Origin of the sequence: Paenochrobactrum gallinarii, assembly GCF_014205685.1 — a bacterium.
GTDB classification, from domain to species: domain Bacteria; phylum Pseudomonadota; class Alphaproteobacteria; order Rhizobiales; family Rhizobiaceae; genus Paenochrobactrum; species Paenochrobactrum gallinarii.
Window position 1 is genome coordinate 117,359 of the sequence record NZ_JACIIU010000001.1, and the last position, 19,098, is coordinate 136,456.

The window sequence follows — 19,098 nt, forward strand, 5'->3', positions numbered from 1 at the left end:
AATTACGCTGCCACCGGAAACGGGTACAGATCGGGCGCGAATTTAATAGCAAGGCGAAAGCCTTGCTTTTTTTTGTCCAAATTCCGCCAAAACGATATTTGAAGCCTATGCAATATTCGCATTGCAAAATGAGGTAAATGCATAATATCCTTATTTTACAAGGACTTATGCAAAAACCTCTTAATGACACTGTTTTTATAGGATTAACATAGTCAAAACGCAACCCCTTAAATGGCAGTTTATCCAAAATTCTAAAATGAACTGTGCTTTTGATTATTATTGCAAAGCATCCCCGGTCTTTGCCGCAATATTAGAAAAATTGAATGTTCAAATCTCCAACGAATCAAGGCTGCCGCCCACGCTTTTTTTTAAGAATGATTCTATTAAACAGAGCCGGTTCTGGCAAAAAACGACCTTAAAAAATCATTCTGAACCATTCTCGCGATAAATATCGATATTCAGATCACGGATTTTCTTGCGCAATGTATTCCGGTTAAGCCCCAAAACATCAGCCGCCTTAATCTGGTTGCCACGCGTGGCAACCAAACAAGCGGCAATCAATGGTCGTTCCACCTCTTCGATTATGCGCTGATAGAGACCGCTTTCCGGCAAGCCCTGCTCAAACAAAGCCTGCATATGGCGCTCCAGCACTGCGGTGAAATCCACCTCCCCATCATAGCTGAAAGCACTATGAGTTTGCTCAACACCCCCGTCACTCAGCTCAGCCCTGATAACATCTTCACAGATTTCATTTTGCGGATAGAGCACACTCAGACGACGCACCAGATTTTCCAGTTCGCGCACATTGCCCGGCCAATTATGCTTTTGCAGCAGTGCCAATGCCTCGCATGAAATTTGCTTTTCTTCCAAGCCCTGCCCGCGCCCCAGCCGGAAGAAATGCCGGATAAGATCAGGAATATCTTCGCGGCGCTCACGCAGGCTTGGAATTTTAAGCGGCACCACATTTAAGCGATAATACAGATCTTCACGAAACAGATTACGGACCATCAATTGTGTTAGGTTCTGATTGGTTGCCGCCACAATACGCACATTAGTTTTAATCGGCTTATGACCACCCACGCTCGTATATTCACCCTGCTGCAACACGCGCAACAGCCGCGTTTGCGCTTCCATCGGCATATCGCCGATTTCATCCAGGAATAAAGTGCCGCCTTCCGCTTGTTCAAAACGACCGCTGGCGCGTTGAAAAGCGCCGGTAAACGCGCCTTTCTCATGACCAAACAATTCCGATTCGATCAGATCACGCGGAATAGCCGCCATATTGACCGCCACAAACGGCGCTTTGGCACGGCGTCCAAAATCGTGCAGCGCACGGGCAATCAGTTCTTTCCCTGTGCCCGACTCACCGGTAATCAACACGGTCAGATCAGATGGCATCATCCGCGCAACAACACGATAAACATCCTGCATGGCTTGCGAACGACCAACCAGCGGCATGGGCTCGGCTAAATCGTCATGCGTATTGGCACTTGTTTTTTGTGCCTTCATTGCCAGGGCGCGCTCAACCACCTGCAACAATTCGTTGAGATCAAATGGTTTGGGTAAATATTCATATGCGCCTGCCTCATTGGCCTGCACTGCCGTCATAAAGGTATTTTGCGCACTCATCACCACAATGGGCAAATCAGGCCGCAGGGTTTTAATGCGCGGAATAACATCAAACACATTTTCATCCGGCATCACCACATCAGTGATAACCAGGCCGCCCTCACCGGCCAGCATGAATTGCCAGAGTGCTGCCGCATTTTCCGCCAATAAAACGCTGTAACCGGCACGCGTTAGCGCATGGTTCAAAACCGTTCGGATCGCGCCATCATCATCAGCCACAATAATCGTTTTCAACTGATCTTTGCTGGTCATCTCGCACTCCCCGAACTGTCAGTTTGCCCTGTATCACCCGTCCACATCGGCATAAGCATTCGGAATATAGTGCGCCCGTTTTGGCTGTCACACTCAATCACGCCGCCATGTTCGCGCACGATTTTTGCCACCAGCGCCAACCCCAATCCCGAACCATTGACCTTGCCGGTAATGAACGGATCAAACAAATGCGGCAGCATATCGTTCGCAACACCACCACCATTATCACTGACAGTAATTTCCAAAGGTAATGAAACTTTTTGCAGTTGTTCTGTGCGCACAAAATGCAAACCGGGCTTGTAAGCACTTTTTAAAATGATCTCACCATCCGTGCGTTTACCAATCGCCTCGGCAGCATTTTTGACCAGATTTAAAACCACCTGAACAAGCTGATCACGATTGGCTAAAACCGGCGGCAGTGAGGGATCATAATCCTCGATAAAATTGACAGACTTGCCAAAGCCATGCACCGCTAAGGCGCGCACATGGCTCAGTATATTATGAATATTCACCGGTTCTTTTTCCACCGGACGCTCGTCGGAAAAAATCTCCATCCGGTCAACCAGTTTGACAATCCGGTCAGCCTCATCGCGGATCAGCACTGTCAGCGGCTGATCAGAAGGCTCCACCACAGTTTCCAGCAATTGCGCTGCACCGCGAATACCTGAAAGCGGATTTTTAATTTCATGTGCCAGCATAGAAGCCAGACCCGACACCGATTGCGCCGCACCCCGATAGGATAATTGCCGCTCGATTTTCTCAGCCAAAGTCTTTTCTTTAAAAACCAGCAGCATATGCCCCGGCATTTCCAAGACAGGACGCATATAAATATCGGTGATTTTATCATCACCCAGCCGCGGCGATGAAAGATCGAGCCGGTACTCCTGACACGGAACATCACGCGCGCGCGATTGTTCCACCATCGCAATCAGCGGCGAACTCACAGGCAAAAGCTGTCCCAGTTCCTGACGGCGCAACATCGCCGCACCGGTTTTGAAAAAAACTTCAGCCTCCAGATTGGCATAGATAATATGATTATCTTCATTCAGCACGATGATCGCCTGATTGAGACTATCCAGCACGAGCAGGCTTAATGGTAGTGTGTCCATTTCAAGCCGCCATATCAGCGGTTTTATTGAAAATCCCGGTGAGCAGCGCAATGACTTGTTGCGGATCAGTCATGGTCATAATGCTGGCGCGATCTGCCGGAATGAGCTGATCGCCAATATGGCGATCAAGATACCAGCCCAGATGCTTGCGCGAGTGACGAATGCCGGTTCGGTCGCCATAATGCTTCAGCATATCCTCATAATGCATTATAATATATGATAAAATCTCGTTTTTATCAGAAAATCTCTGTGGCGCATCGGCTGCAATAGCCCCTGCCAGCCAAGGCTGACCATAGCTTGCGCGACCAACCATCACCGCATCAGCGCCAGAGCGACGCAAAATCTCCTGCGCATCCGCTGTTGTGCCCACATCACCATTGGCAACCAGCGGCAGTTTGATTTCTGCGCGCACCGCAGCAATAGCATCCCAATCGGCATGGCCTTCATAAAACTGGTTTCGGGTGCGCCCATGCACGGTAATCATCGCAATTCCGGCAGCCTCCGCACGTCTCGCCAATTCCGGCGCATTGATGCTGTTTTCATCCCAGCCAAGACGCATTTTTAATGTCACCGGCACTTTCACCGCATTCACCGTTGCTTCCACCAGCGTCATCGCGTGATCAAGATCACGCATCAGCGCCGAGCCGGAATAGCCACCAGTCACCTTCTTGGCAGGGCACCCCATATTGATATCAATAATGTCTGCGCCTTCGCCTTCAGCAATTTTCGCAGCTTCGCCCATCCAACGGGCCTCACGTCCGGCCAGCTGCACCACATGCGTTCCAAGCCCCTCACCATTAAGCCGCAACATGCTTTCGGAATTGCGTGAACACAATTCGGCACTTGCCACCATCTCAGATACCACCACACCGGCACCGGCGGCCGCAGCACGGCGGCGAAATGGCAAATCTGATACACCCGACATCGGCGCCAGAAACACACGGTTTGGCAGCTCAACGCCTGCAATCGAAATGGGTTGATTAAGGAGTGTCATTATTGCCTGTTGTCACTTATTTTTAAGAGTGCCTGTTATTTGGGCAGCTTTAAAACTGCCTATTATTTAAGCAATACACTACTCAAACGCAATAAAACACCCACACTTATGTGCCTAACTACATTCCTTAGCTGGCATTTTTGCTCTCTAAGCTTTAAATCGCTCTAAAGGCTTAATTTAATTGAAGGCAATGCAACTTTGAAAACAGCAGCAGTGATCGTCGCTGCCGGACGCGGGGAACGCGCCGGACAAAGCGTTGAAGGCCCGAAGCAATATCGCCGCATCGGTAATCAGGCAGTTTTGATGCGCACGCTTGCAACATTTTTGCAATGTGAGGCCCTCTCTAAAATTGTCATTGTCATCCATCCCGATGATAAAGCGCTTTATCAGGCGGCTTGCCCTATTGCAGATCCGCGCATACTGGTTGTTACCGGCGGCCCGACCCGTCAGGAATCCACGCAGCTCGGCCTTTTGGCACTGGCTGAAGACAAGCCTGATTATGTGATGATCCATGATGGGGTGCGCCCGTTTGTGACTTTAGATTTGCTTGGCCGCATCATCAGTCATTTGCAGCCAACAAGCGGCGTGTTACCAGCCCTTGCTGTTTCAGACACACTCAAGCAGGCAGACACCGGTGGTATGGTACAAAAAACCGTGCCCCGCGCCGGCCTCTATGCCGCACAAACCCCGCAAGCCTTTCCTTATGCGCCGATTTTTGAAGCCCATAGCAAAGCGCTCAAAGCGGGTTTAACTGATTTTACCGATGATGCCGCCATTGCCGAATGGCATGGTCTGGCCGTAACCATCATTGAAGGCTCTGCCGATAACACCAAACTGACATGGGCAAAGGATATTGAAATGGCCAATCAGCGCTTAAACAATGCGCAAAGCTTCTTCCCGGATGTGCGCACCGGCAATGGCTATGATGTACATGCCTTTGAAGAAGGTGACTTTGTCACTTTATGCGGCGTTGAAATTCCCTTTGATAAAAAGCTCTCCGGTCACTCCGATGCTGATGTTGGTTTTCATGCGCTCACCGATGCGCTGCTTGCCACGCGCGGCGCTGGTGATATTGGCACACATTTTCCGCCATCCGACCCGCAGTGGAAAGGTGCTGCTTCGCATATTTTTCTCGAATTTGCTGTCAAACTGGTGCGTGAAGCGGGTGGCCGCATCACCAATACCGATGTGACGCTGATCTGCGAAGAACCGAAAATTGGCCCGCACCGCCCTGCGATGACAGCGAGCCTTGCCAAAATTCTCAATATCAGCGCTGATCGTATTTCGGTCAAAGCCACCACCAATGAGAAGCTCGGCTTTTTAGGCCGTGGTGAAGGTATTGCCGCGATTGTTACTGCTACTGTTGTCTATCCGGGTGAAGTGCCAGCCAGCGAGGAAATTGTATGAGCGAACTCATCGCCGAGGTAAAAGCAAATGAAGTGCTGGAAGCCTGCCGCAAGGCAGGTTTCATGCTGGCAACCGCCGAATCCTGCACAGGCGGCATGATTATAGCGAGCCTCACAGATATTGCCGGATCATCCGATGTGGTTGATCGCGGTTTTATCACCTATTCCAATGCAGCTAAAACCGCGATGATTGGCGTTCCGGCCACACTCATTGATGATAAAGGTGCTGTTTCCAAAGAAGTAGCCCTTGCCATGGCACAAGGCGCGCTGGAACAATCTAAGGCCTCTGTCAGCGTGGCGGTAACTGGTGTTGCAGGCCCGGGCGGCGGCTCGGAAGCAAAGCCTGTCGGCCTTGTGCATATTGCCAGCGCCCTGCGCGGGAAAAGTACAATCCTCCATCGTGAATGCCGTTTTGGAACAGACAAAACACGCACAGAAATCCGGCACTTAACTGTGCTTGCTGCACTTGATTTGATTTTGGAAAATATCAGTCAAACTTAAAGCGGATCAGGCTTTAAAAATCTGATCCGCACGTTTTTCAAACGCTTCCGAAAATTTACGGAATGCCAGATCAAACATCGAGCCCATTAAAAGCCCCAATGTGCGGCTCTTAAACTCATAATCAATGAAAAACTCGACATCGCACGCTTCGCCATCCTCAGCCGGAATAAACGTCCAGCGGTTGTCTAGATAGCGGAATGGCCCGTCGATATATTTCACCTCAATCACATTGTCGTCCGGCTTCAATAAAACCTGACTGGTGAATGTTTCGCGGATGAGTTTATAGCCGACTGTCATATCAGCGATCAGCAATGTTTTGCTGTCACGCTCTTTGCGCGAGCGGATGGTCAGCGCTTCGCACATCGGCAGAAATTGCGGATAGCTTTCCACATCCGCAACCAGCTTGAACATATTTTCGGCGCGATGCGCAACGCGCCGTGTATTGGTAAAACTCGGCATGCGGTTCTTATGCCCGTGCCATCACCTGCGCTTCACGCGCGGCTTTCAGTTTCGCAAAATCGTCGCCCGCATGGTGCGACGAACGGGTCAGCGGGCTGGATGCCACCAGCAGGAAGCCTTTGGTGCGGCCGATGGTTTCAAACGACTTGAACTCATCAGGCTTCACAAAACGAATGACCGGATGGTGTTTGCGGGTTGGCTGCAAATATTGACCAATGGTCATAAAGTCCACATCCGCTGAACGCAAATCATCCATCAATTGCAGGATTTCATTACGTTCTTCGCCCAAACCAACCATAATTCCGGATTTGGTGAAAATGGTCGGATCCAGTTCCTTCACGCGCTGAAGTAAGCGGATGGAATGGAAATAACGCGCACCCGGACGCACTTTCAGATATTTCGACGGCACCGTTTCCAAATTATGATTGAACACATCAGGACGTGCTTTAACGACCACTTCCAATGCGCCTTCTTTGCGCAGGAAATCCGGTGTCAGAATTTCAATTGTTGTGCCGGGCGCTGCTTCACGGATGGCATGGATCACTTCGGCAAAATGCTGTGCACCGCCATCTGCCAGATCATCACGGTCAACAGACGTGATCACCACATGCTTCAAGCCCATTTCTTTCACGGCCTTGGCAACGCTTGCAGGCTCGTTTTTGTCGAGCGCAGTTGGAATACCGGTCGCAACGTTACAGAAAGCACAGGCACGGGTGCAGATTTCACCCATAATCATGAAGGTTGCGTGTTTTTTATCCCAGCATTCGCCGATATTCGGGCAACCTGCTTCTTCACAAACCGTTACCAGCTTGTGCGAGCGGACAATCTCACGTGTTTCATTATAGCCTTTGGTGACGGGCGCTTTAACGCGGATCCAATCCGGCTTCTTAAGAATGGCATTATCCGGCCGATGCGCCTTCTCAGGGTGGCGCACACGCATGTCTCTGGCAACTGTATCAACAACTGTAACCATAACTAAAACCCTGCCTGTCCTTTTATTTTGACCGTTTTCCGTTCAACAGATCAAACACCCAAAGAATAATAATTGCACCTGCGGTTGCGGCAATCAGATTACTGGCAAAGCCCCAAACCTGAAACGACAAGGCCTGCGCCAATGCCGTGCCGACAAATGCTCCGGCGATCCCTAACAGAATACTGATCAGGAATCCATAGTTTCGCTTCATCGCTTTATTGGCGATATAACCTGCCAGAAAGCCGATCAGCATTGTACCGAAAAAACCATAGCCATCAAAGACAACTAATTGATTTTCCATATGCTTTACCTCACTTTTCGGCGGCAATACCAACCGCACGCACCAGTAATGCGCCGATCAGACCAAACAGAAATCCGGCAATTCCGAGCGCCAGGGTCAGCGACCAAACGCCGTACCAGCCGGAAATCGCTGTTCCGTTAATCGATATAATATTGCCGGACAACATACTCAAGGTGCCGGCACCAAAGCCCAGTGCCAGCCCGATAACTGTTGCCCATTTCAATACCGGCCATGCCATAGCACGCCACGGATGGCCGTTTTTGATCAGCGGAATAGCGTTTCTCCTCAGGCTTTAAGCGTTCAGCACTTTGCCATAAGCATCCAGCACGCTTTCCTTCATCATTTCTGACAAGGTCGGATGCGGGAATACCGAATGCATCAGCTCTTCTTCGGTGGTTTCCAAATTCATGGCAATCACAAAGCCCTGAATAAGTTCGGTGACTTCAGCACCAACCATATGAGCACCGAGCAACTGGCCAGTTTTCTTGTCAAAGATGGTTTTAACCATGCCCTGATCTTCGCCCAAAGCAATCGCCTTACCATTTGCAGCAAACTGATAACGGCCAACGCGGATGTCATAGCCCTGTTCTTTGGCTCTGGCTTCCGTCAGACCGACAGAAGCGACCTGCGGGTTGCAATAGGTGCAGCCCGGAATCATGCCCTTATCCAGCGGATGAACATTTGGCACACCAGCAATTTTCTCAACGCAGATCACACCTTCATGCTCAGCCTTATGCGCCAGCATTGGCGGGCCCGCCACGTCACCGATAGCATAAATACCGGCCACATTGGTTTTACCAAAACCGTCAATCACCACGCAACCGCGATCGGTTTTAACGCCAAGTTTCTCAAGGCCGAGATTTTCGATATTACCCTGCACACCAACCGCCGAAATCATCCGGTCAACGGTTAAAGTCTGCACTTTTCCGTCTTTGGTTTCGATGTGAGCGGTCACATTATTAGCACCCTTCTCAACTTTCGAAACCTTGGCATCAGTGATGATTTTAAGACCGCGCTTTTCCAAACGCTTGCGGGCAAATGTAGAGATTTCCACATCTTCCACCGGCATGATCTGTGACATCAGCTCCACCACTGTCACATCAACGCCCATATCATGATAGAAGGAAGCAAATTCGATACCAATCGCACCCGACCCCATCACCAGCATGGTTTTAGGCAGTTCCTGCGGCACCATAGCTTCAAAATAGGTCCAGATCAGTTTGCCGTCCGGCTCAATGCCCGGAAGCGCACGCGGACGGGCACCGGTGGCAACGATCACATGTTTGGCCTGATATTTGCCTTCGCCAAGCACACCTTTTGGTGCCGTATGCTGTGGCTGCATTGGTGCCTTGGTGCTCTTGCCAACCGAAATTTCAACAGGGTTGCTGCCGGAGGCTGCTTTTTCAAGCTTCGCCTCACCCCAGATCACATCGATTTTGTTTTTCTTCATCAAATAAGAAATGCCGCCGTTCAAACGCGCAGAAACACCGCGCGAACGGGCAACAACTGCCGTTACATCGGCTGAAATCTTGCCATCGAGCACAAGGCCGTAGTCTTTGGCATTTTCACCTAAGTGCAACACTTCGGCAGAACGAAGCAAAGCTTTGGTCGGGATACAACCCCAATTGAGGCAGATACCGCCCAAATGTTCGCGCTCAACGATTGCGGTTTTCAACCCCAACTGAGCTGCGCGGATCGCAGTTACATAGCCGCCGGGGCCAGATCCGATAACAATCACATCATAAATGTCGGCCATATCGTTCCTGCCTTTGTTCACATCACGCTGCGGGTTAAAAACACCCAGTCGTGTTTGTTACAATCTTCGAAGTGCGGCACATGAGCGAGCCTGCTGACTTCCTTGAAATTCATCGAATTGTAGAGGGAAAGTGCCGCATCATTGTGGCTTTCCGTAATCAGGCTGACGGCATGATTGCCCTGTTTTTCAGCCTGTTCAATCTCGTATGCCACCAGCAAACGGCCAAGTCCCTTGCCACGGAAGCGTTTATATACACCCACACTGTCAATAAAACGATGGCCGATCATTTGCTGTTGCAATTGCAGCAAAGGCGCAAAAACCGGATGATCAGCTTCCTGATCTAAAATACCGGCCTCAATCGTATAGCCCACTGAAAGACCGGCTGTTTCACGGTCAACTTCCGCAATAGCGGTGTTTACCCAGCCTTCTGATCCTGCTTGCGCCAGCGCCCATGCACCATATTCCAATGGCGTATCCGCTTCGCCTTGCAACACAGCCCTGTTCCAGATCCAGCTGGCAAAGCCATGCGACGACAGATCAACCAGAATGGCGATCTCTGCCGCATCACGTTTATGCGCCGGACGAATGGAAATATGTTGTGTCATCAAAGCGTCTCCGGTGTTGCGCTTTGAGAGCTATCCCAAAGCGCAACACTGATTTTAATGCTTACACCAGCATGCCCATCGGATTTTCGATGTGACGCTTGAAGGCTTGAGCCAATTCAGCTGCCAATGCACCATCAACTGCGCGGTGATCGGTCGACAATGTCACGGACATGACAGTTGCCACTTTCACCTTGCCGTTTTTCACAATGGCACGCTCTTCACCGGCACCCACCGCAAAAATGGTGGCATGCGGAGGATTGATGATGGCCGCAAAGTCTTTCACGCCGAACATACCAAGGTTGGACACTGAAGTGGTGCCGCCCTGATATTCTTCAGGCTTCAGCTTGCGATCACGGGCGCGCTTGGCCAGGTCTTTCATTTCGTTGGAAATGACCGACAGGGTTTTGATTTCAGCATTACGAACGATCGGAGTGATCAGACCGCCTGGAATGGAAACCGCAACACCGACATCAGACTGCTTGTGCACGATCATGCCGCTGTCAGTCCATGATACGTTGGCATCCGGCACATCGCGTAAGGAAAGTGCAGTTGCCTTGATGATCATGTCATTGACGGAAAGCTTGTAAGCAGGCACTTCGCCCTTCTCGGTTTTCACGAGAGGTGCCGACGCGTTGATTTCACTGCGCAATGCAAGCAGAGCATCCAGATTACAATCAATGGTCAGGTAGAAATGCGGAACTGTCAGCTTCGATTCCATCAGACGACGCGCAATAACTTTACGCATACCGTCATGCGGAACCACATCATATGAACCTTCCTCAAACAATTTGAGAACAGTTTCATCTGACATGCCCTGCGGAGCAGCCGCTGCAACAGGTGCCTGAGCAGCAGTTGGAGCCTTGGTTGCACCGGAGCTCAGCGCTTTTTCCACGTCCTTCTGAATGATACGGCCACGCGGACCTGTACCGGTTACGCCAGCAATATCAAGTCCGGCATCTTTAGCAATGCGACGTGCAAGCGGTGAAGCAAACACGCGGTTGCCAGTCGATGCAGGTGCTGATGCAACAGGCGCAGCAGCCACAGGAGCAGCTTCAGCTTTTGGTGCTGCAACCGGAGCCGGAGTTGCTGCCTGTGCTTGGGCCGGTGCCGGGGCTGGCGCAGTATCGCCGCCCTTTGCAGCTTCGGCTACATCTTCGCCTTCTTCGGCAAGGATTGCGATAACCGCATTGACCTTCACACCTTCAGTGCCGGCCGGAACCATCAGTTTGGCCACAACACCTTCATCAACAGCTTCGACTTCCATCGTTGCTTTGTCGGTTTCGATCTCGGCGATCACATCGCCGGACGATACCTTGTCGCCTTCCTTAACCAGCCATTTGGAGAGATTGCCCTCTTCCATGGTTGGGGAAAGCGCAGGCATGGTGATTTTAATCGGCATGTCCTAAGAGCCTCCTCAGGCGGTGTATGTGACGGCTTTCACCGCCTCGACAACTTCCGCCACGTTTGGCAGAGCCAGTTTTTCCAAATTCGCCGCATATGGCATCGGCACGTCTTTACCTGCGATGGTCATGATTGGCGCATCGAGATAATCAAATGCCTGCTGCATCACGCGGGTGGCAATTTCTGTACCAACAGATGACTGCGGGAAGCCTTCTTCAACAGTTACCAGACGACCGGTCTTCTTAACCGATTCAATCACGGTCGGCAGATCCATCGGGCGAATGGTGCGCAGATCAATGATCTCGACATCAATACCTTCCGCAGCAAGCTGTTCAGCCGCTTTAATTGCGTAGGTCATACCAATACCAAAGGATACGATCGTTGCATCACTTCCAACTTTGTGGATGCGGGCTTTACCGATTGGCAATACGAAATCTTCCATCTCCGGCACATCAAAATGTTGACCATAGAGAATTTCGTTTTCCAGAAACACAACAGGATTTGGATCGCGGATAGCCGCTTTCAGCAAGCCTTTTGCGTCTGCTGCCGAATAAGGCATCACAACTTTAAGACCCGGAATATGGCTGTACCATGCTGCATAGCACTGGGAGTGCTGAGCAGCCACGCGGGCAGCAGCACCGGATGGGCCACGGAAAACCATAGGCGCACCCATCTGACCACCGGACATATAAAGTGTCTTGGCAGCAGAGTTCACGATCTGGTCAATTGCCTGCATGGCAAAGTTGAAGGTCATGAATTCAACAATCGGACGAAGACCGGCAAATGCTGCACCGACACCGATACCGGCAAAGCCGTGTTCGGTAATTGGTGTATCAACAACGCGTTTGTCACCGAATTCGTCGAGAAGACCCTGAGTTACTTTATAAGCGCCCTGATATTCAGCGACTTCTTCACCCATAACGAAAACGTTAGGGTCACGGCGCATTTCTTCAGCCATTGCATCGCGCAATGCTTCGCGCACAGTGGTCGAAACCATTTTGGTGCCAGCCGGAATGTCCGGATCATTGGCAACATCCAGAACAGGCGCCTGTGGTGCAGCAGCAGTTGCAGGCACAGTCGCAGCCACTGCTTCAGCCGGAGCGGAGGCCTCAACAGGAGCAGCAGATGCGCTTGCATCAGCAGCACTTTCACCGTCACCAAGCAGAACAGCAATCACGGAGTTAACCTTGACGCCTTCGGTGCCTTCAGCAACCACGAGCTTGCCAATGGTGCCTTCATCAACGGCTTCAACTTCCATTGTTGCCTTGTCGGTTTCGATTTCGGCCAGAATGTCACCGGAGGTAACTTTATCGCCTTCTTTAACCAACCATTTGGAGAGCTTGCCTTCTTCCATTGTCGGAGAAAGGGCGGGCATGAGAATTTCTACAGGCATTTCTACACCTTCCTCGAATCAAAGCAAAATATCTGTGTAGAGCTCGGATACATCCGGCTCCGGATCGTGCGTCGCAAAATCAGCCGAATCGGCAACGATCTCACGCACTTCCTTATCGATATTTTTCAGCTCTTCTTCGGTTGCCCAGCCCTTATCGAGCAAACGCTGTCTGACCTGCTCAATCGGGTCATGCTCGGCACGCACCTTCTGAACTTCTTCTTTTGAGCGATATTTTGCCGGATCGGACATGGAGTGACCGCGATAGCGATAGGTCTGCATATCAAGAATGATCGGACCTTTGCCGGAACGTGCCCATTCGAGCGCCATTTCAGCTGCCGCATTTACCGCACGCACATCCATACCATCAACCTGAATGCCAGGGATGTTGAAAGACGAACCGCGCTTGGAGAAATCTGTTTCCGCAGAAGAACGGGTCACCGATGTACCCATTGCATAGCGGTTATTTTCAATGATGAAGACAACCGGCAAATTCCAAAGCTTTGCCATGTTGAATGTTTCGTAGACCTGCCCCTGATTGGAAGCGCCGTCGCCGAAATAAGTCAGCGATACATTGTCATTGCCGCGATAACGGTTGGCAAAGGCCAGACCTGCGCCCAACGGAACCTGCGCACCAACGATACCGTGGCCGCCATAGAAATGCTTCTCTTTCGAGAACATATGCATCGAGCCGCCCTTGCCTTTCGACAAACCGCCACGACGTCCGGTCAGTTCAGCCATCACGCCGCGGGCGCTCATGCCTGTTGCCAGCATATGCCCATGATCACGATAGGCGGTGATAACCTGATCACCATCCTTCTGTGCCATCTGCATACCAACAACGACAGCTTCCTGTCCGATATAGAGATGGCAGAAACCACCGATCAGACCCATACCGTAAAGCTGACCAGCTTTTTCTTCAAAACGTCGAATCAACAACATTTCGCGGTAGCTGCTCATTTCCTGTTCTTTAGTGAAATCAGCAGGCTTGGGGGTCTTAGGTGCAGTGTTTGAAGCCGACTGTGATTTGCTCACAGACGCCTTGTTAGCCCTCGATGCCATAATTTGCTCCCTATTGTCTTACTGAAATAACCTTAAACGGGTGTCAAACAAGATACAATATGCAACAGGGGCATAGCAGCTATGTTATTAAGTCTTTAATTTCACTCAATAAAAAGACTATTAACCGGTTTTCAGTTAATCCAATGCATCTTCGCGAGAAATAATTATTGTCAGCTCATTTGCATTGGAGAGATTAAGCGCTCGTCGCGCCTGTTCGTCAAGCATATCCTTTTCAATGGAGCCATCACGCAAAAGCGAAACGCGTTTTTCCATTGCCTGGCGCTCTGTTGTCAGTTCATCGAGCTCAGCGGTGAGAAGGTTTACCTGCTGCTGCAAGCGGCCGCTTGAATCGATGCCATATTCGCCGTGATAGGCGTGGAAGCCAAAATAAGACAAGAAAGCAGTGGCCAGTAACGGCAACACAAATCGTCCGCGAATAGACTTACGCTTTTGCTTGGTCCACATACTCAACACATCCTTTGAGCCTTTTTAAGTTTCCGTCGAAACGTCACAAAAAGCCCGATTACTCATTTTACGCGCAACTTAAGCAGTGCCGCCGATACAATGGCAGCAGATCAGAGCCGGCCGCGTGATGGCCAACACAAGCACCCACGCAACAGACCCGTATTCTGATCGTACTAATAAACATTATTTTGCTTAACAGAGCCTTACTCAAAGACAGCACGAGCAAAACTTTATTAAACACAATTTGCCTGACACCTGACACAAATACCGCCAAAACAAAAAAGCGGAGCATTGCTGCCCCGCTTTCATATTTCAATGCAGCAAGGCGAAAACCTCACTGTGCTTCAAATCCATTAAAGGAATTTCAGTGCTGAACGACCGGCATAACGTGCCTGCAAGCCCAGTTCTTCCTCGATGCGGATGAGCTGGTTGTATTTTGCAGTACGGTCTGAACGCGCCAGCGAACCGGTTTTGATCTGACCGCAATTGGTTGCAACAGCCAGATCCGCAATGGTGGAATCTTCTGTTTCACCGGAGCGGTGTGACATCACAGCGGTGTAACCAGCCTTATGAGCGGTTTCAACGGCATCCAAAGTTTCGCTCAAAGTACCGATCTGGTTTACTTTGACGAGAATCGAATTGGCAACACCCATCTTGATACCGTCACGCAGACGTGCGGAGTTGGTCACGAAGAGATCATCGCCAACGAGCTGGGTTTTGGTGCCGACGAGTTCGGTCAGGTATTTCCAACCTTCCCAGTCGTCTTCGCTCATACCATCTTCAATGGTGACAATCGGGTAATCGCCAACCAGCTTGGCCAGATATTCAGCCTGCGCGCGCGGGTCACGGCTGACGCCTTCGCCTTCATAGACGTAATTACCGCCCTTGAAGAATTCGGTTGCAGCGCAATCAAGACCGATAGCGATTTCTTCGCCCGGCTTGAAGCCAGCCTGAGTGATGGATTCCATAACGAAATCAAGTGCGGCTTCAGCAGAAAGCAGATTAGGCGCAAAACCGCCTTCATCGCCCACATTGGTGTTGTGGCCAGCTTTTTTCAGGCGGGATTTCAATGTGTGGAAGACTTCTGCGCCATAACGCACAGCTTCGCGCATCGAATTGGCGCCGACAGGCAGAATCATGAATTCCTGAAAATCAATCGGATTATCCGCATGCGCGCCACCATTGATGATGTTCATCATCGGCACTGGCAGAATGTGGGCATTAGCACCACCGACATAGCGGTAAAGAGGCAGATCGCAAGACTGCGCAGCAGCCTTGGCAACAGCCAAGGAAACACCGAGGATCGCATTGGCACCCAGATTGCTCTTATTGGCAGTGCCGTCGAGGTCAATCAAAGTCTGATCAATATGGATCTGGTTTTCGGCATCCATGCCAGCCAGAACATCGAAAATCTGACCATTAACCGCAGCAACGGCCTTTTCAACGCCTTTGCCTAAGTAGCGGCTACCGCCATCACGCAGCTCAACCGCTTCATGCGCACCGGTGGAAGCACCGGAAGGAACTGCTGCACGGCCAAACGCGCCATCTTCCAGCAACACATCAACTTCAACAGTCGGATTGCCACGGCTATCCAGAATCTCGCGGCCGACAATATCAATAATCGCAGTCATACAGACTTCGTCCTTCCACTTTTTCAAACCACCGGCATGGCTGATGTCCCGATCAGTCATGCTTTCTCAAGAAACTCACCTCGAATGCGCCTGCAGCCCATCCGATTTACCCATTCTACTTATGCCAACTGCGGGTGCGTGTAAAACATTACCGCACCCTTCCACAGGGCAAAACTCTTAATTTAGATAGCCTGAGGTCACAAACCTTTGGCCAGACGGTCAAAGGCCATCAAAACCTCCAGTAAGGCCGGCATATTGTCGATCTGCACCATATTCGGGCCATCTGACGGCGCATTATCCGGGTCTTCATGGGTCTCGATGAAAAGACCTGCAACGCCAACGGCAACAGCGGCACGCGCCAATGTTTCAACAAATTCGCGCTGACCACCGGTTGATCCACCCTGCCCGCCCGGCTGCTGCACGGAATGGGTTGCATCAAAAATAACCGGCGAACCAAAACCTGCCATAATCGGCAGCGAGCGCATGTCGGACACCAGCGTATTATAACCAAATGACGCGCCGCGTTCACAGGACATCACATTCGGATTGCCGCTTTCGGTCACTTTCGCCAGCACATTTTTCATGTCCCACGGCGCCAGAAACTGGCCTTTTTTAACATTAATGACACGGCCGGTTTTAGCGGCTGCGATCAGCAAATCTGTCTGTCGGCATAGGAAAGCAGGAATTTGTAAAACGTCGATGACATCAGCCACCAGCGCACATTGTTCCTCGGTGTGAACATCGGTCAGCACCGGAAAATTATATTCTTTTTTCAGATCAGCGAAAACTTCCATCGCTGTTTCAAGGCCGATGCCGCGCTTGCCGTTCAATGATGTACGGTTGGCTTTGTCGAAGCTGGATTTATAAACCAGACCAATGCCAAGCTTGTCGGTCTGTTCTTTCAAACGTCCTGCCATGTCAAACGCATGCTGTCGGCTTTCCATCTGGCAAGGCCCCGCAATCAGCGCCAATGGCTGATCATTGCCAAAAGTCACATTGCCTGCGCGAATAATCGAATTTGCTGTCGTCATGGTTGGTCAACCTTCATTATCATAGAGTCGGGCGCTCGAAACTTGCCCTTTGCCGGATAGAATCCAGAACAATACTTATGGCACTTTATCTTTATATGACCGCATATCTTATCCAAAAACCGCTTCACAGTTTTTGACATACGCTTACCATATAAAAAAGCGCCATTGTTTATCACATATGGCGCTTCTTTTAACTTTTACATCAGGCAATCACACATTTGCGATCAAACCATTCGGCTTTGTTCCAATGCTGCGGCAATGAAAGACGCAAACAATGGATGCGGTTCGAACGGACGTGATTTCAATTCAGGGTGATATTGCACACCGATGAACCACGGATGATCGGCATATTCAACGGTTTCAGGCAGAACGCCATCCGGTGAAAGGCCTGAGAACACCAAACCGCACTGTTCAAGACGATCTTTATAATCGACGTTAACTTCGTAACGGTGACGGTGACGCTCGGAAATGGTGGTATCGCCATAGATATCAGCAATACGGGTTCCGGCTTTCAGTACCGACTCATAGGCACCAAGACGCATAGTACCGCCCAGATCACCGGACTGGCTGCGTTTTTCGAGCAGATCGCCCTTCAGCCATTCGGTCATCAAGCCAACAACAGGTTCTTTGGTCGGGCCAAATTCTGTTGAAGATGCATCTTCAATACCAGCCAGATTGCGGGCAGCTTCAATGCAAGCCATCTGCATACCAAAGCAAATACCAAAATAAGGCACTTTGCGTTCGCGGGCAAATTTAGCGGCTTTAATTTTGCCTTCCGCACCACGTTCGCCAAAGCCACCCGGCACTAAAATGCCATGTACTTTTTCCAAATGCGGAGCAGGATCTTCGCCTTCAAAGACTTCCGCTTCAATCCACTCAAGATTAACGCGCACTTTGTTGGCCATACCGCCATGCTGCAATGCTTCAATCAGAGATTTATAAGCATCTTTCAGCTCGGTATATTTACCAACAACTGCAATCGTAACCTCGCCTTCCGGATTATGGATAAGACGGGAAACCTCTTCCCAGCGCTCGATCTGCGGCTTGGGAGCCGGATCAATGCCGAATGCACGCAACACTTCCGCGTCAAAGCCTTCATGATGATAAGCAATCGGCACATCATAGATCGACTTAACGTCCAGCGCCTGAATAACGGCACTTTCGCGCACATTACAGAACAAGGACAGCTTGCGGCGTTCATTTTCCGGAATCGGACGATCTGCACGGATAAGCAGAACATCAGGAGCAATACCGATAGAGCGCAGCTCTTTGACAGAGTGCTGTGTCGGTTTGGTCTTCAACTCACCGGCCGTCGGGATATACGGCATCAGGGTCAGGTGAATATAAACCGCCATCCCGCGAGGCAATTCATTGCCCAGCTGACGGATTGCTTCCAGAAACGGCATGGCTTCAATATCGCCGACCGTTCCGCCGATTTCACAAAGAACAAAATCATATTCGTCATTGCCGGAGGTGATGAAGTTTTTAATTTCATCCGTGACATGAGGAATAACCTGAACCGTCGCACCGAGATAATCGCCGCGGCGTTCTTTTTCAATGATATTGCGGTAGATACGACCAGTCGTAATATTGTCCTGCTTGGTAGCAGGCTGACCGGTGAACCGCTCGTAATGCCCCAGATCAAGATCTGTCTCTGCACCATCATCGGTCACAAACACCTCACCATGCTGGTAAGGGGACATCGTGCCCGGATCGACGTTCAGATAAGGGTCGAGTTTACGAATCCGCACGCGGTATCCGCGTGCCTGAAGGAGTGCAGCCAATGCTGCTGCGGCAATGCCTTTTCCAAGGGAAGAAACCACGCCGCCTGTGATGAAAACATATCGCGCCATGGGCTTATGTCGTTAGACTCTCCTGACTGATTCCGCCACTAAAAAATGAAGCCCTATCTAAAATAGTTGGTTTTTCCCCGTTATAAAGGGGCAAAGCCACAAGTTCATTTTTTTGCTGTCCCCGCATTAATGCGCATTAGCGGACGGAATATATTAACCTTCTGAAATCCGGTTTTAATAACCGACGACTTTTCATGCCCAAGTTTTTGCTCCCCGCCCTATCCTGCCAGCTGATAACGGAGCCCGTTATCAGTTGGCTGAAAAGCGGTTTGCCTGCCAT

At 50.5% G+C, this 19,098-nt stretch carries 18 protein-coding genes; 2 read left to right on the top strand and 16 right to left on the bottom strand.

The window, feature by feature from the left end; genetic code table 11:
* Positions 1-423 precede the first annotated feature (423 nt).
* Genes ntrC through dusB form a run of 3 tightly spaced genes read right to left on the bottom strand, consistent with a single transcriptional unit; the run spans position 424 to position 3,984 of the window.
* Positions 424-1,881 carry a nitrogen regulation protein NR(I) gene (gene ntrC, locus FHS77_RS00505; protein WP_184218451.1) on the bottom strand — a complete coding sequence of 486 codons (1,458 nt, stop codon included), beginning with the start codon at positions 1,879-1,881 and terminating at the stop codon, positions 424-426.
* Positions 1,878-2,990 carry a two-component system sensor histidine kinase NtrB gene (locus FHS77_RS00510; RefSeq protein WP_184218454.1) on the bottom strand — a complete coding sequence of 371 codons (1,113 nt, stop codon included), beginning with the start codon at positions 2,988-2,990 and terminating at the stop codon, positions 1,878-1,880. Before FHS77_RS00510 ends, ntrC begins: the two co-directional genes overlap by 4 nt.
* A 1-nt stretch (position 2,991) precedes the next feature.
* Positions 2,992-3,984: a tRNA dihydrouridine synthase DusB gene (gene dusB / locus FHS77_RS00515; protein ID WP_184218457.1), complete on the bottom strand. Its 993-nt coding sequence runs from the start codon at positions 3,982-3,984 to the stop codon at positions 2,992-2,994.
* A 180-nt stretch (positions 3,985-4,164) separates the two neighbouring features.
* Between dusB and FHS77_RS00520 the strand changes: the two genes are divergently transcribed.
* Entirely contained in the window at positions 4,165-5,391 is a 1,227-nt protein-coding gene (locus tag FHS77_RS00520; protein WP_184219602.1) for a bifunctional 2-C-methyl-D-erythritol 4-phosphate cytidylyltransferase/2-C-methyl-D-erythritol 2,4-cyclodiphosphate synthase, read from the top strand.
* Positions 5,388-5,891: a CinA family protein gene (locus tag FHS77_RS00525; RefSeq protein ID WP_184218461.1), complete on the top strand. Its 504-nt coding sequence runs from the start codon at positions 5,388-5,390 to the stop codon at positions 5,889-5,891. The genes FHS77_RS00520 and FHS77_RS00525 overlap by 4 nt, the downstream gene beginning before the upstream one ends.
* Positions 5,892-5,897: 6 nt before the next feature.
* Here FHS77_RS00525 and FHS77_RS00530 read toward each other — a convergent pair whose 3' ends face one another.
* From FHS77_RS00530 to pyrG, 13 genes are all read right to left on the bottom strand, one after another.
* Positions 5,898-6,350, bottom strand: a complete 453-nt coding sequence (locus FHS77_RS00530; protein WP_184218464.1) for a type II toxin-antitoxin system RatA family toxin — start codon at positions 6,348-6,350, stop codon at positions 5,898-5,900.
* Between the two features lie 7 nt (positions 6,351-6,357).
* On the bottom strand, positions 6,358-7,323 hold the full coding sequence (lipA, locus tag FHS77_RS00535; RefSeq protein WP_184218467.1) for a lipoyl synthase: 966 nt from the start codon (positions 7,321-7,323) through the stop codon (positions 6,358-6,360).
* 22 nt (positions 7,324-7,345) lie between these two features.
* Positions 7,346-7,624: a GlsB/YeaQ/YmgE family stress response membrane protein gene (locus FHS77_RS00540; RefSeq protein ID WP_184218470.1), complete on the bottom strand. Its 279-nt coding sequence runs from the start codon at positions 7,622-7,624 to the stop codon at positions 7,346-7,348.
* A gap of 10 nt (positions 7,625-7,634) precedes the next feature.
* On the bottom strand, positions 7,635-7,862 hold the full coding sequence (locus FHS77_RS00545) for a hypothetical protein (RefSeq protein ID WP_184219682.1): 228 nt from the start codon (positions 7,860-7,862) through the stop codon (positions 7,635-7,637).
* 54 nt (positions 7,863-7,916) lie between these two features.
* Entirely contained in the window at positions 7,917-9,380 is a 1,464-nt protein-coding gene (lpdA, locus tag FHS77_RS00550) for a dihydrolipoyl dehydrogenase (protein WP_184218473.1), read from the bottom strand.
* A gap of 17 nt (positions 9,381-9,397) precedes the next feature.
* Positions 9,398-9,985 carry a GNAT family N-acetyltransferase gene (locus FHS77_RS00555; protein WP_184218476.1) on the bottom strand — a complete coding sequence of 196 codons (588 nt, stop codon included), beginning with the start codon at positions 9,983-9,985 and terminating at the stop codon, positions 9,398-9,400.
* Between the two features lie 61 nt (positions 9,986-10,046).
* A complete protein-coding gene (locus FHS77_RS00560) occupies positions 10,047-11,384 on the bottom strand; it encodes a pyruvate dehydrogenase complex dihydrolipoamide acetyltransferase (RefSeq protein ID WP_184218479.1) in 1,338 nt (445 codons plus the stop codon).
* A gap of 15 nt (positions 11,385-11,399) precedes the next feature.
* On the bottom strand, positions 11,400-12,779 hold the full coding sequence (locus FHS77_RS00565; RefSeq protein ID WP_184218482.1) for a pyruvate dehydrogenase complex E1 component subunit beta: 1,380 nt from the start codon (positions 12,777-12,779) through the stop codon (positions 11,400-11,402).
* A gap of 18 nt (positions 12,780-12,797) precedes the next feature.
* On the bottom strand, positions 12,798-13,838 hold the full coding sequence (pdhA, locus tag FHS77_RS00570) for a pyruvate dehydrogenase (acetyl-transferring) E1 component subunit alpha (protein WP_184218485.1): 1,041 nt from the start codon (positions 13,836-13,838) through the stop codon (positions 12,798-12,800).
* Between the two features lie 135 nt (positions 13,839-13,973).
* Complete coding sequence (locus FHS77_RS00575) at positions 13,974-14,303, bottom strand: FtsB family cell division protein (protein ID WP_184218487.1); 330 nt, start codon at positions 14,301-14,303, stop codon at positions 13,974-13,976.
* A gap of 353 nt (positions 14,304-14,656) precedes the next feature.
* Entirely contained in the window at positions 14,657-15,934 is a 1,278-nt protein-coding gene (gene eno, locus FHS77_RS00580) for a phosphopyruvate hydratase (protein ID WP_184219605.1), read from the bottom strand.
* 197 nt (positions 15,935-16,131) lie between these two features.
* Positions 16,132-16,965, bottom strand: coding sequence for a 3-deoxy-8-phosphooctulonate synthase (gene kdsA / locus FHS77_RS00585; protein ID WP_184218490.1), 834 nt, complete (start codon positions 16,963-16,965; stop codon positions 16,132-16,134).
* A gap of 224 nt (positions 16,966-17,189) precedes the next feature.
* Complete coding sequence (gene pyrG, locus FHS77_RS00590) at positions 17,190-18,818, bottom strand: CTP synthase (RefSeq protein WP_184218494.1); 1,629 nt, start codon at positions 18,816-18,818, stop codon at positions 17,190-17,192.
* Positions 18,819-19,098 lie beyond the last annotated feature (280 nt).

What these genes read in the sequence shown, in the direction of transcription:
- ntrC (WP_184218451.1), bottom strand. Translation starts at nt 1,881, where the DNA reads ATGACCAGCAAAGATCAGTTGAAAACGATTATTGTGGCTGATGATGAT.
- FHS77_RS00510 (WP_184218454.1), bottom strand. Translation starts at nt 2,990, where the DNA reads ATGGACACACTACCATTAAGCCTGCTCGTGCTGGATAGTCTCAATCAG.
- dusB (WP_184218457.1), bottom strand. Translation starts at nt 3,984, where the DNA reads ATGACACTCCTTAATCAACCCATTTCGATTGCAGGCGTTGAGCTGCCA.
- FHS77_RS00525 (WP_184218461.1), top strand. Translation starts at nt 5,388, where the DNA reads ATGAGCGAACTCATCGCCGAGGTAAAAGCAAATGAAGTGCTGGAAGCC.
- FHS77_RS00530 (WP_184218464.1), bottom strand. Translation starts at nt 6,350, where the DNA reads ATGCCGAGTTTTACCAATACACGGCGCGTTGCGCATCGCGCCGAAAAT.
- lipA (WP_184218467.1), bottom strand. Translation starts at nt 7,323, where the DNA reads ATGGTTACAGTTGTTGATACAGTTGCCAGAGACATGCGTGTGCGCCAC.
- FHS77_RS00540 (WP_184218470.1), bottom strand. Translation starts at nt 7,624, where the DNA reads ATGGAAAATCAATTAGTTGTCTTTGATGGCTATGGTTTTTTCGGTACA.
- FHS77_RS00545 (WP_184219682.1), bottom strand. Translation starts at nt 7,862, where the DNA reads ATGGCATGGCCGGTATTGAAATGGGCAACAGTTATCGGGCTGGCACTG.
- lpdA (WP_184218473.1), bottom strand. Translation starts at nt 9,380, where the DNA reads ATGGCCGACATTTATGATGTGATTGTTATCGGATCTGGCCCCGGCGGC.
- FHS77_RS00555 (WP_184218476.1), bottom strand. Translation starts at nt 9,985, where the DNA reads ATGACACAACATATTTCCATTCGTCCGGCGCATAAACGTGATGCGGCA.
- FHS77_RS00560 (WP_184218479.1), bottom strand. Translation starts at nt 11,384, where the DNA reads ATGCCGATTAAAATCACCATGCCTGCGCTTTCCCCAACCATGGAAGAG.
- FHS77_RS00565 (WP_184218482.1), bottom strand. Translation starts at nt 12,779, where the DNA reads ATGCCTGTAGAAATTCTCATGCCCGCCCTTTCTCCGACAATGGAAGAA.
- pdhA (WP_184218485.1), bottom strand. Translation starts at nt 13,838, where the DNA reads ATGGCATCGAGGGCTAACAAGGCGTCTGTGAGCAAATCACAGTCGGCT.
- FHS77_RS00575 (WP_184218487.1), bottom strand. Translation starts at nt 14,303, where the DNA reads ATGTGGACCAAGCAAAAGCGTAAGTCTATTCGCGGACGATTTGTGTTG.
- eno (WP_184219605.1), bottom strand. Translation starts at nt 15,934, where the DNA reads ATGACTGCGATTATTGATATTGTCGGCCGCGAGATTCTGGATAGCCGT.
- kdsA (WP_184218490.1), bottom strand. Translation starts at nt 16,965, where the DNA reads ATGACGACAGCAAATTCGATTATTCGCGCAGGCAATGTGACTTTTGGC.
- pyrG (WP_184218494.1), bottom strand. Translation starts at nt 18,818, where the DNA reads ATGGCGCGATATGTTTTCATCACAGGCGGCGTGGTTTCTTCCCTTGGA.